Raw genomic sequence first — 12590 nt, 5'->3', positions numbered from 1 at the left:
TGACAATTTATTACTGGCTCAAATGTTGGGAGATCATGACCGCTATTTGGTTCAGATTGAAAACGAACTTCAGGTCAACATGGGTTGTCGGGGAAACTATCTGGTCATTGAAGGGGATATCCAACAGGTTGAACTTACCAAAACAGTAGTAAGCAATCTGTATCAACATATATATACTCATAATGAAATTAACTCTACCATCATTAATAATTTCATACGCATGGCCTATAACGGACTCTTATCCATTCTTTATCCATCAAAACAAAATGAACCTCCTGAATCCATGGAACTCAAACAACCAGAATCAATTCCAACAATTTCTGTACGTAAAGGTACCATTTCACCTCGCACAACGGGACAGGCAAACTATTTGAAAATGCTGGCAAGAAATGAAATGGTTTTCGGAATTGGCCCCGCTGGAACAGGAAAAACATTTCTTGCTGTAGCCCAGGCAGTTTCCATGCTTTTATCTGGTCAGATTGATCGTATTATTCTATCTCGTCCCGCTGTAGAGGCTGGCGAGCGATTGGGGTTTCTTCCTGGAGATATGAAAGACAAAATTGACCCATATCTTCGTCCCCTTTACGATGCTCTATACGCCATGATGCCAGGAGATCAAGTTGTCAAAAGACTGACCAGCGGGGAAATTGAAGTGGCTCCTCTTGCCTTTATGCGAGGTAGAACACTTGAACATGCCTATGTCATACTTGATGAAGCCCAAAATACCACTCCTGCTCAGATGAAAATGTTTTTGACACGGTTAGGGGCTGGTTCACGAATGGTCATAACCGGCGATCTTAGCCAAATTGATCTGCCACCCATGATCAAATCAGGATTAAAGGATGCTGTTGATACGTTACAGGGTGTTTCCGGTATTGAGATTCTTCGTTTCAAGGCAGAAGATGTTGTCAGACATCCTCTTGTTAATCGTATTGTAAGGGCTTATGACAAACAGTCAGCAAAATTAAAAATATCTTCCGAGAATAAATCCTAGAAAGAAATTTCCTGATGACGTTCCTCTTCCGGCAATATCGATATCAAATTCTTGATTTTCTTTTTAGTGAAGTAATAATTATACAAGACAAGAGGTGGTATAAACTGATTCCTGATCTCAAGGAATTGATATACCGTATTTATACCCTGCAACCTTTTGCTGAACAAACCACGCTTTGTTTTGCCAATGACCAGACAATACAAAAATTGAATTGCCAATTCAGGAATAAAAATAAACCTACAAATGTTCTTACTTTTGAGCATCCAGATCCCCAATCCTATGGAGGGGACATTATTCTTGCCCTGGAAACCATTCAAAAAGAATCCCGTCGAGCCCGAAAACCAATGCGCCATCATTTGACACACCTTATTTTTCACGGCTTATTGCATTTAGAGGGATATGACCACCTTAAATGTAATGAAACAAAAACCATGGAAATGAAGGAATCCTATCTTTTAGGTAAAATCGGGATCCCGAATCCCTGGAAAAACTCGTCTTTTGGGAGTATATAGCCATGTTTCGTGCGCCAGGTAATAATGCGCCGAATAATACCGCATCAGAACAGTCACAATCAAATACAAAGCCAAACCGTTACAAATCTTTTTTTAAACGTTGGTTCCATCAAAGACATCAGCACAATTTGCGACAATCAATTGTCAACCTTGTAGATGACAGAAACAATCATTTACCTACAATTCCCGATGACAACAAGGAGGAATTCAATCCGCATGAGCGATTACTGATCTCCAATATATTAAGATTGAAAGATAAAACGGCTGATGATGTAATGATACCAAGGGCTGATATATTTGCCATTGATGATTCAATCAGTTTCAAGCAGGCACTGGAAATTATGCAGCATGAAAATCATTCCCGAGTTCCTGTCTATCATCAGGAATTAGACAATATCCAGGGGATGTTGCACGTTAAGGATCTTATTTCCTATATTGGACACAGTGAAGATTTCGATTTTGGTACAGTCATTCGACAGCCCCTTTTTATCGCACCTCAAATACCAGTTCTTGATCTCCTGCTACAAATGCGTGTACACCGGATTCATTTGGGGCTGGTAATTGATGAGCATGGCAGCATTGATGGATTGATAACGATTGAAGATCTGGTGGAAACAATCGTGGGCGATATTGCTGACGAACATGATGAACCTGAGGCCAACATGATTATCGAACGGGGGAACAATACGCTGGATGTGGATGCAAGAGCACATCTTGAAGATCTTGAGGAAAAAATTGGATCATTCTTGACCGAAGAAGAAAAAAATTCAGATATGGATACGTTGGGTGGACTTGTTTTCCATCTGGCTGAACATATTCCGACCAAGGGAGAGGTATTAACTCACCCATCTGGATTGATATTCAGGGTTCTGGAGGCTGACCCGCGACATATACGTCGTCTGCGAATGCATATCCCTCAGAACTGGTCTTTACCCACATCCAACGATTCAGACACCCTATCAGAAACCAATTCAAACAATATATAACCCTGATTATCAAACAGGGTTCATATCACTCTATAATTTTATAGCTTTCCTTTTAATCCGTTCATCAACCTCTTGTTCCCAAGGAGGATTGGCTCCACGCCGTTCACAAATCATTGCCGCAGCAACCGATGCATATTTTAAGGCTTTGGTAATTTCAGCAGGCGTGATAGTCTTAATTTTGTCAAGTGTCAAAAATCCATTTTTTTGTAAATAGGTCAGGGTTGCCGCCATAAAAGTATCCCCTGCCCCGATTGAATCCACTACATTATCAATATAATCAGGTGGAATCTCAATGACTTCATGACCTGGCAGATAACAAAGAACACCCTCGCTTCCACGTGTAATGATAACAATGGAAGTACCCTGATTGATCCAATGTTTGGCAGCATCATCAACTCTGGTGTCAGGCAATAAGAATTCCAGATCAGATTTGGATAATTTAATAATATCCGCCATGGCTGTCAGACGTGCCATACGTGCTCTATAAACAGCTGGATGATGTGTATTGCTGGGTCGACAATTTGGATCAATTGATAAAATTCTTTTTCCTTTTTCCATTCTGAACATCTGCTCACAAGATTCAGAAATAGGAGGTTCAATCAGAGAAGTAGAACCAATATGGATCAAATTGACATCGTCGGAAAATCCGGGGGATTGTGAACGAACCCATAATCTCGATACAGTATTTTCATCATAAAAGGCATAGGCGGGTTCTTCATTGCCCAATTCAACAAAGGCAAGGGTTGTTTGTTGGTTTCCCCTGGCAACATATTTTACATCAACGTTGGATGTCTCGAGAAATTCCATCAATTTCTCACCCCAAAAATCAGTGGAAATTCCTCCCATAAATCCGACAGCGCCACCAAGACGACCTATTGCAACAGATATATTTGCACAAGATCCGCCCGGGGCTGGACAATAGCAATCTGCACCATCTTTTGTTTTATCGGGAATGAAGTCAATTAAAACATCACCACAAACAATAATCATCCAAATCTCCTTTTTGAAAATACTGCATATTTTGATGAATCACCAAGATGTTACCAACATTATATTAGGGAATACAAATTAAAAAACCAGTATTGATATTTTAAAAAATAGAAATCGAGACACAAATAACAATCCCAATTTATTTAAAAATTCATTTTTAAATAAATTATATTGGAAATAATATTACTCTTTACACCTTATTCATTTCAATCATTCCAAGATTGATATCACCAACAAACCTACGAACATAAGGAAAATATATGCCTGTTTGGCTTATTACAGCATTGATGCTTGTCTGCTCAAATTTATTCATGACCTATGCATGGTATGGTCATTTGAAAACATTATCCGGCAAACCCTGGTATATAGCTGCATTAATCAGCTGGGGCATCGCTCTTGGAGAATATCTTATCCAGGTTCCTGCCAACAGGATTGGGTTTACAAAACTATCCCTTGGTGAGTTAAAGATCATGCAGGAAGCAATAACTCTTTCCGTATTTATCCCTTTCAGCATATTTTTCATGCATCAGTCTTTTAAGCTTGATTATTTATGGGCCGGTTTATGCGTTATGGGAGCTGTATACTTTATATTTCGTGGTGGTTGAGAATTTTTTTAACTTGCTTTCCAGAACTGTATGGTTTTTCTTTGTTATAAAAATTATAAATGAGAAATAATTAATAATTTTACCAATCCTTTGGGATATTATCTAAATTGAAATTTATCTCATACTTGAACTTATTTTACTGGAAATAATATCATGTCCATAACACGACGCTCTTTACTAGCCTCAGTTTTGCCTGTTTTGACTATTATGGCAACCAAAATTCCGACTCATGCGGAAATACCTAAAAATTTTTCAACTCCTCGTACACTCGGGAATTCCAATGCAAAAGTTCATGTTGAAGAATGGTTTTCGCTAACCTGTGTGCATTGTGGACGTTTTGCGCATGATATACTTCCCCAAATACAAAAAAAATATATTGATACTGGAAAAGTTTTCTACATTTTTAAAGATTTTCCCCTGGATAAAGTAGCTCTAAAAGCCGCGATTGTGGCACGCTCCCTACCAGTAGATCAATATAAACCGTTTATTACAGCCCTCCTGAGTAATCTTGATCAATGGGCTTTCAATGAAAATGCTGATCCCTTGCAAGAATTGCAAAAATATTCAATTTTGGCTGGTATGTCCAAAGAGCGTTTTCAGCAGGTAACTCATGATGACGCAATTCAAAAAATAATATTGGAAGAAAGCAATTACGCTGAAAAACATTTCAAAATAGACAGTACACCAACCTTTATCTTCAACGGTAAAAAGGTTGTCGGTGAATTAACGCTTGATAAATTTGATCAGGAAGTTAATGATGCGTTGACAAGAACTGTACCTTCATAATTTCATTACCAACAGACTTATATGCCAATATATTTTACCCATTTAAAAATTTCTGGTTTTAAAAGTTTCGCAAATACGACTTCACTTGATATTTTACCTGGATTAACTGGTATAGTTGGTCCCAATGGATGTGGTAAATCAAATATTGTAGAGGCTATTCGCTGGGTTATGGGGGAAAGTTCCGCCCGTTCCCTGCGGGGTACAGGAATGGATGATGTCATATTTGCAGGAACTGCACGACGTGCAGCCTTTAACATTGGCGAAGTTGCAATAACTCTTGAAAATATTAAAAACCAAACCGAAAACGGGTTTGATGAGGTTATTCCAAACTGTTTTCATAACCAAAATCAAATTGAGATTTCCCGCCAAATTGAACGGGAAGGAGGCAGTCAATATCGCCTTAATGGAAAAATACAACGCGCCAGGGACATTCAAACCCTATTTGCTGATCTTGGATCAGGTCCACGTTCAACAGCAATTATAAGTCAAAATCGCATAGCACAACTTATTTCCGCCTCACCAGAGGAAAGAAGACAGGTTCTAGAAGAGGCTGCAGGGATATCTGGGTTATATAACCGTCGACGAGAGGCAGAGCTGAAATTAAAAGCAACTGAAGAAAATCTAGACAGATTAAATGACCTGAAAGAGCAGCTGACAAATCAAACCCAAACACTTAAAGAACAATCTGTACAAGCCACTAGATACCGTGAGATATCTACAGCTGTACGCGATAAAGAAACCAATTTGCAGATACTTTATTACCAACGGGCGCAAAAACAGCTTCTTGATCTTAAAACGCAAATTTCAATTATTCTAAATAGAATTGGGGAAAAAGAAAATTGTATTCTGGATTTGCACAACAATCTGGAAGCTATGGAAAAAGAATCTGCTACCCTGCATCAACAGGAAATTCAGACGCGCGTTCATTGTGATCATCAGCGCCAGCAGATTTCTAGACTTGAAAACGAATTCAATCAGAAAACACAAGAAATAAAGCAATTGAATGACCGGCTGAGAGAAAACAAAACCCAATTGATTGACATACAGTCTCATCTTGAAAATAATCAATCCGATCAGGAAAATATTCTAATCAAAATCAACACAATTAATGAAAAACTTGACCATCATCCAACAAAAATTCTCCAGATTGAACAGGAGGTTAAAACCCTAGAAGAAAAAAGTGCTATCCTGCTTGATTTAATCCATGAAGATGAAAAAAAACTGTCTGAATCTATAAATAAAAATCATGAGATAACACAATATTTTAATCAGGTGAATGATGAAAAAACCAAATTTCAATCCGAATATGAACAGCTTTTATCCGAACAAAAAAGTTGTCTTGAAAAACTTCCTTCAGCTGAAAAACTGCAAAAAAAACGAGAGGAACTAAATATTCTCGAAAAAAAACTAGAGGAGATTGAAGCAAACCGTCAAATTCTTCAGAAAACCATTCAGTCCAAGGAATTTGAAAAGGAAAAACAAACTTATCATGCCCAACAAGTAGAAAAAAATTATAATGATCTCAATCAGACAATAAGACAAATCAAATCACAAGAAAAGCGATTAAATGATGATTATCAAAATACTATAAATCAAATCACTCAACTGCAAAGTCAGTCTTTAGCAACAGAAGAACAACAACAATTTCAGGAAAAGTTAATCAACACACAAATTACTCTTGAAAAAAGTAAAAAAGAAATTGATTTGGCACTCGAGCATCATCAAGCAGCCATAAAAAAACGCCTTGAACAGGAAAATTCTTATAATCAAGCATTACAGATCCATGATCAAAACAAAAAGAATCTTGACATAATTCATACCAACTTGCAACAGGCACAGAATTCATTCGAGACTTTAACCAAACAACAGGAATATCTGGCCAAACAGCTAATTGCTCCTGAATATCTTCAGGAACAACAAACACAATTTGAAAATATTAATTTACAATTAAAAAAACAGCATCAATTAATTGAACAAATTGAAAATGACCTAAAGAAAAATACAGAAGCTTTGGAAAAACAGTCTTCCATTGTCCAACAACATGAAAGTAAAATTCGTAATTTAGAAGCAAGACAGCAAGGATTGGCACAAATCCTTAAACAAACATCAGAGGAAAACATCAATACTGAATTACCAGCCGTTCTTGATCCTTTATCAATACCTCAGAAATGGATAAAAACTATAGCTGCAATTTTTGACGACACTATTGATGCACCAACTGGTCTTGATGCATCCCGGGGCTGGGTTACCCTAAGTAATATCAAGACAACATTAACAGGTGCATTGCCAACCCTGTTTGATGTTATTTCCCCGCCGCCGCCCTTACAAAGAGCATTTCAGCAAATTGGAATTGTAAATTCAGTTGAAGAAGGGAATAAACTTTTTCCCCATCTTTTACCAGGGCAAATGCTGGCTACTCAACAAGGAGATATCTGGCGCTGGGATGGTTATTACCAAACACATGCCATTCAAAACAAATCTGCACAACGATTGGTTCAAAAACACCTTCTGCAAAATATCGAAGAGGATTTAAAACGTCATTTACAAAAATCACCACAGATAGAAAAGTTGTATGAACAATTAAAAAATACACAAATACAATTTAAAAATAAATTATTGCAAATCAAAAGCGAATATAGGGATATTGAAAAACGGGCACAAATAATTACTCAGGATTTTTACGCTTTGCAAAATGAAGCCAGAATGGCCGAGACGCAATTTAACGCCATTGAACCTGCTGTCCAACAGGCTCAAAACGAACTTAAAACAAAAAAATTATATTTTGAACAAGCACAAAAAAAGACCCAGATACCCTTGCCAGATAAAGAGAAAATTTATCAATATTTACGTATAGAAAGAGAAAAAGAACAGATTGTTAAGCAAAAAAAAGAGGATATCAATAGATATGAACATCAATATTCCTTAGTCAAGGAACAATATCAACAACGCTTGAACCAAAATGCACAAAACAAAATCCAGATTGAATCTCTACAGGAAAAACTTGCACATCTTGAAATAGAGATTGATAGAAACAGGAAAAATTTAAATAATTTGGAAAGACAACTTAATCAAGCAGAAAATCCTAAAGAAATGTTTCAATCTGTTCATGTTATTGAAGATACGATCAATACGCTTAGCAAAAAGTTAGATAATGAAAATGAATTTTTTCTAAAAACGGAAACTGAATTAAATCAGGCTCAACTTTCTTATCAATCTCTTAAGGAAATTACTATTCAGCAGCAAAGCCGGCTGGATGCCCTGACTCCACGATGTCAGAAACTTGAAAACGATCTAAAAGAAATTTCCGTTCTTTTTCATCAAGCGGAATATAATCTTAATCATCGCATTAATTGTGAAGAAATGGAAAATAAATTAAAAAAACTGAAAGAGGACTATGGAATTAATGAAACAGAAAAAGAAAAAAAACGGCTTGACTATCATTTAATTCTTCAAGAAAAAGATAATCTGGACATTCAAAAAAAATCCCTTGCTCAGCAATTGGACAAATGGCAAGAACATTTCAGGGAAAGACAAAACGAAAAAGAGCAAATTCTTAAAAAAATACTGAATCTTGAAAATCAACTTAAAGATATAGATAAACTACCTGAGATCTTAAAATCCAAACTTAATGAATTTAAAAATGCAGAACGGCAATCTACTGCAAATTATCAAGAATTGCAAAAAAGAAATATAGAATATGATCAAGCAAAAAAAAATGCCGAACAGAATTTACAAAATATAAAGCTGGAAAAAAATAAAATTCAAGAACAACTTATAAAAGCCGAAACCAAAAAAGAACAAGCCGAGATTGTATTTGCTCAACTTGATAGCGACATTACCGACGAAATCAAAAACCTGTCAAACGAGAGAAATGATCATGATCTGGATGATCAGGCAGAAAAAAAATTAAAAAATTCAATTGCATCATTAAAGGCACAGCGGGAAGCACTTGGAGCTGTCAATTTGCGGGCAGACCTCGAATATCAGGAAAAACTGACAGAACTTAACCATCTTGAAAACGAATTCAATGAATTAACCACAGCAATCCAACAGTTACGTGAATCTATCTGTAAACTTAATAAACAGGGAAGAAGCAAATTAAACGCTATTTTTAAGGAGGTGGATCATCATTTTCAGGAATTATTTACCCGTATGTTTAATGGCGGACAAGCTTATCTTAAGCTTTTACCTCATGAAGATCCATTACAATCCGGTTTGGAAATTTATGCTCAACCTCCAGGAAAAAATCTTTCAACGCTCTCTTTACTTTCTGGTGGTGAGCAAGCGTTGACAACCTTATCACTTGTATTTGCTGTCAGCCGATGTAATCCTGTTCCAATTTGTATTCTTGATGAAGTTGATGCCCCTCTAGATGATCCCAATGTTGAACGTTTCTGTAAATTGTTGTCTGACATGTCACAGGCAGGGACACGTTTTTTAGTTGTAACCCATCATCAACTTACCATGAGTCACATGCAACGCCTCTATGGTGTTACGATGCAGGAACGCGGCATAAGCCAACTGATTTCAATTGATCTTGAAGATGCTGTTAAAATTCAACAAAATAAACAACATGAACAACTGGAACTTTATTAGTTTGTCAAAATGTAAATTGTACCCTGGACATAATCAGATTACTTGTGCGTCCAGTTGAATTATAGTAATTATTTCTAGACCGTGTCGCCATTACATGATTATAATCAAGTGATATCCGCATATGTGACGAGGGATACCAATTCAACCCTGTTGCAAATATATTTTGTTTTCCTCCTTGAACCCCAAGATAATGACCGTTTTCATTCATACGATATTTATAATGATTAAGGTTCATGTTGCTCCATCGGATTGACCATTCCAAAGCTCCCCATTCTCCCGCGACAGGATTGAAAAAGCTCCCGACAGGGGGAGTGAAAACAGCTTTACTTTCATCATAGGATCTTGGTTGTCCAAACAGGACATAATTGACGCTAATGTAACAGCCAGAAAAATGCAAATTGGGCCTATTGCCTGACTTTTCCGCAACCCGTTGCAAAAACATGGAGTAATATTCAGACTGTATCAGAAAACGATTCAATCTTACCGCAAATTCAGGTCCTATTGCCCATATATTATTTACACCCTGAATGGTTCCTGTTCGCAAATAAGGACGGCCCAACCAAACTTGCCCCTCCTGTCCCGTACTTAATGAATATTTTCGGCTATCACCATGTGTCACAAAAGTTGTTGATAAACCCAAATGCATATCATAATGATTGATAGCTAAAGGTCTTACCGCCGCTCTTACAATACCGCCAAGTTCATTTCTTTGAAAATCCTGATAGGTTCCTCCCAACCTTTGTCCGGTAACTGAAGCGCTAAGATAATACCGTTTATTCCAGTGAGTCATCATCAAGGCAAGACGGGCATCTGATCCTGTTAAATTTCTAACCAGATCAACAATCATTGGACGTTCAACCAAAATAAATCCATTTGAGCTTTCAGTATCCAGCATAGTTATGGGAGGTTGTAACAGACCAATAGCGATAATGGTGTTTTCAAATCCGACATATTTTAAATAGGCCTCATAAATGGAATTATTAACCAATGCTGGGCGCCCTGCATCCGGTGTTATATTAATGATGAAATCATCATAGCGGATAGCAACATTAAATCGCCCCCTACGCAAAAATGCCTGTGAACCATCCATTCTGGATCCATTGCGTTTATTATCCGGACCTATAATTCCACCAATATCAAACTGTAAACTTGCCCCAAGAGAGATACTAAATCGACGATCACTGGATACCAGAGTTGGACGTCCCTTGGGAAAATTCAAATTGAAATGACCTATTTGATAAGAAATATCCCTATAAATATCAATGTTTCGAATTTTGTCAGCATTCCACATTGTACAATCCTGTTTATGATCCAAACATAGGTAAATGGATTGTTTGTTTCTGGAATTAGGAAATGCAGAAATCAATGAATTAGAAACACGTTCTGTTTGAGCATAGGCAAAAGAAATAGTAGCTTTTAAAACAATAATATTAAATGAACATGACAAAATAGGTCTTATATTCCTATATAAGGCCTCTACACTATTTATTCGATTTTTTTGAACCATGAAGGATCCTACTGTATTAACAGCCTTAAACTGAAGAAAGATTAAACAGAGCAGCTCTGTTTATAAATTTTGTCTCATTTCAGTAATGAATAATCATTCAAATCCTTTTAAATTTGTATATTCTCAAAAACAGCTTAAAGCCTTACCTCTAAAAATCAAGCCCTTGGGAGAATTAAATTTCTAAAAATTAAATTCGATACGAGAAATGAGAATATTACTTTTACGACCAGCACTATTGTAATAATTATTTCTTGAACGAGTGGCAAAAACATAATTATATTCAAGCGAAAATCGCATCTGATCAGCTGGATACCAATTGAAACCTGTTGCGATAACGTGCTGTTTTCCACCATGTATATTTTTTACTTTGCCGTTATCCCAATCGTATCGATGGCTGTTTAAATTCATGGTGCTCCAGCGTGCTGTCCATTCCAGTGCTCCCCAATCCCCTACCGCTGGATTAAAAAGCACATTTTTTGGTGCGGAAAAATAAGCACGTTCGGAAAAATATTGTCTTGGTTGACCGAACAAGACATAATTTGTACTGACATACCATCCAGCAAACTTTAAATTTGATCGGCGTGAATTATTTTCCGAATTTGTTTGCAAATCAATTGAGTAATATTCTGACTGAATAATAAAACGGTTGAATCTAAAGGCGAATTCAGGACCTATTGCCCAAACATTGTTTACCCCGTTAATTTTTCCGGTACGAATATAGGGACGCCCCGGCCAGATAAAGGCCTCTGGCAGTGCATTCATGGAATATCTCCGATTATCTCCATGAAATGCGACCGTTCCACTCACTCCCATATGCAAATCATAATTTTGAGATCCTATTGGATGGATGACAGCACGAATAATTCCCCCTTTTTGATTCTTTTGAAAATCCTGATAAAATTTACCAAAACGCTGTCCGGTAACTGAAGCGCCAATATAATAATTTTTTCCCCAATGAGAGGCTGTAAATCCTATTCTGGCATTCGCACCAGCTATATTTCTTACAAGATCAATGATCATGGGGCGTTCTACCAGGGTAAATCCTGCAGATGTTTCAGATCCCAGCAAAGTGACTGATGGTTGTATCAAACCAACGGATAAATCTGTATGATAAAACCCGATATAATTAAGATTAATCTCATGAAATGAATCATTAACCAATGCACCACGTCCAACATCAGGAGCAACAATAATTTTAAAGTTATCATAGGCAATTGTTATGATAAATCTTGCACGCCTCAATACAGCCTGTGACCCACCCATATCGGGTTGATTATGTTTTTTATCGGATCCTATGAAACCACCAATATCATATTGAATGGACGTTCCAATTGATAGACTGAAATGATTATTCATTGATTTTAATAAAAATCTACCTTTGGGAAAGCTGATTTTAAAATCACCCATGTCATAAATTATATTTTTATATGGATCCAAATAAGTAACCTGATTTGTTTGGAATAAAGAATCATCATTGGCTTTCGCGGCTGAAACCCAATTCAATAAAAAATATAATGATATTGAATAAATCCCGAATTTTGAAAAAGCCATAGAAGTTTCATAAGATTTTCGCATTTTACAATTTCCATGGATTTTCTTTAATAAAGACCTGTT

The 12590-nt window shown here is 36.7% G+C and carries 9 protein-coding genes; 6 read left to right on the top strand and 3 right to left on the bottom strand.

Annotated features, from left to right (window positions below; genetic code table 11):
• The first annotated feature begins 22 nt into the window (after positions 1-22).
• Genes U0839_RS01380 through U0839_RS01370 form a run of 3 tightly spaced genes read left to right on the top strand, consistent with a single transcriptional unit; the run spans position 23 to position 2492 of the window.
• A complete protein-coding gene (locus U0839_RS01380) occupies positions 23-994 on the top strand; it encodes a PhoH family protein (RefSeq protein ID WP_413549931.1) in 972 nt (323 codons plus the stop codon).
• A gap of 14 nt (positions 995-1008) precedes the next feature.
• Entirely contained in the window at positions 1009-1506 is a 498-nt protein-coding gene (gene ybeY, locus U0839_RS01375) for an rRNA maturation RNase YbeY (RefSeq protein WP_155565220.1), read from the top strand.
• Between the two features lie 2 nt (positions 1507-1508).
• Positions 1509-2492 (top strand): hemolysin family protein, encoded by a 984-nt coding sequence (locus tag U0839_RS01370; protein WP_413549913.1) that lies wholly within the window; start codon positions 1509-1511, stop codon positions 2490-2492.
• A 30-nt stretch (positions 2493-2522) separates the two neighbouring features.
• Here U0839_RS01370 and U0839_RS01365 read toward each other — a convergent pair whose 3' ends face one another.
• On the bottom strand, positions 2523-3482 hold the full coding sequence (locus tag U0839_RS01365; RefSeq protein WP_413549912.1) for a carbohydrate kinase family protein: 960 nt from the start codon (positions 3480-3482) through the stop codon (positions 2523-2525).
• Positions 3483-3742: 260 nt separating this feature from the next.
• Between U0839_RS01365 and U0839_RS01360 the strand changes: the two genes are divergently transcribed.
• From U0839_RS01360 to U0839_RS01350, 3 genes are all read left to right on the top strand, one after another.
• Positions 3743-4087 carry a DMT family protein gene (locus U0839_RS01360; protein ID WP_155565218.1) on the top strand — a complete coding sequence of 115 codons (345 nt, stop codon included), beginning with the start codon at positions 3743-3745 and terminating at the stop codon, positions 4085-4087.
• A 153-nt stretch (positions 4088-4240) separates the two neighbouring features.
• Entirely contained in the window at positions 4241-4873 is a 633-nt protein-coding gene (locus U0839_RS01355) for a thioredoxin domain-containing protein (RefSeq protein ID WP_122123344.1), read from the top strand.
• Positions 4874-4894: 21 nt separating this feature from the next.
• Positions 4895-9469, top strand: a complete 4575-nt coding sequence (locus U0839_RS01350) for an AAA family ATPase (protein WP_413549910.1) — start codon at positions 4895-4897, stop codon at positions 9467-9469.
• Positions 9470-9473: 4 nt separating this feature from the next.
• Here the strand turns inward: U0839_RS01350 and U0839_RS01345 are convergent, their stop codons facing one another.
• Both U0839_RS01345 and U0839_RS01340 read right to left on the bottom strand, forming a co-directional pair.
• Positions 9474-10976, bottom strand: a complete 1503-nt coding sequence (locus tag U0839_RS01345) for an OprO/OprP family phosphate-selective porin (RefSeq protein WP_155565216.1) — start codon at positions 10974-10976, stop codon at positions 9474-9476.
• Positions 10977-11156: 180 nt separating this feature from the next.
• Positions 11157-12551, bottom strand: a complete 1395-nt coding sequence (locus U0839_RS01340) for an OprO/OprP family phosphate-selective porin (protein WP_413549908.1) — start codon at positions 12549-12551, stop codon at positions 11157-11159.
• Between the last annotated feature and the right edge of the window lie 39 nt (positions 12552-12590).

It is taken from the genome of Commensalibacter sp. A3DC, assembly GCF_047307945.1.
In the GTDB taxonomy this organism is placed as follows: Bacteria; Pseudomonadota; Alphaproteobacteria; order Acetobacterales; family Acetobacteraceae; genus Commensalibacter; species Commensalibacter melissae.
This window is presented reverse-complemented; position numbering and strand designations above follow the sequence as displayed.

What these genes read in the sequence shown, in the direction of transcription:
- U0839_RS01380 (WP_413549931.1), top strand. Translation starts at nt 23, where the DNA reads ATGTTGGGAGATCATGACCGCTATTTGGTTCAGATTGAAAACGAACTT.
- ybeY (WP_155565220.1), top strand. Translation starts at nt 1,009, where the DNA reads ATGACGTTCCTCTTCCGGCAATATCGATATCAAATTCTTGATTTTCTT.
- U0839_RS01370 (WP_413549913.1), top strand. Translation starts at nt 1,509, where the DNA reads ATGTTTCGTGCGCCAGGTAATAATGCGCCGAATAATACCGCATCAGAA.
- U0839_RS01365 (WP_413549912.1), bottom strand. Translation starts at nt 3,482, where the DNA reads ATGATTATTGTTTGTGGTGATGTTTTAATTGACTTCATTCCCGATAAA.
- U0839_RS01360 (WP_155565218.1), top strand. Translation starts at nt 3,743, where the DNA reads ATGCCTGTTTGGCTTATTACAGCATTGATGCTTGTCTGCTCAAATTTA.
- U0839_RS01355 (WP_122123344.1), top strand. Translation starts at nt 4,241, where the DNA reads ATGTCCATAACACGACGCTCTTTACTAGCCTCAGTTTTGCCTGTTTTG.
- U0839_RS01350 (WP_413549910.1), top strand. Translation starts at nt 4,895, where the DNA reads ATGCCAATATATTTTACCCATTTAAAAATTTCTGGTTTTAAAAGTTTC.
- U0839_RS01345 (WP_155565216.1), bottom strand. Translation starts at nt 10,976, where the DNA reads ATGGTTCAAAAAAATCGAATAAATAGTGTAGAGGCCTTATATAGGAAT.
- U0839_RS01340 (WP_413549908.1), bottom strand. Translation starts at nt 12,551, where the DNA reads ATGCGAAAATCTTATGAAACTTCTATGGCTTTTTCAAAATTCGGGATT.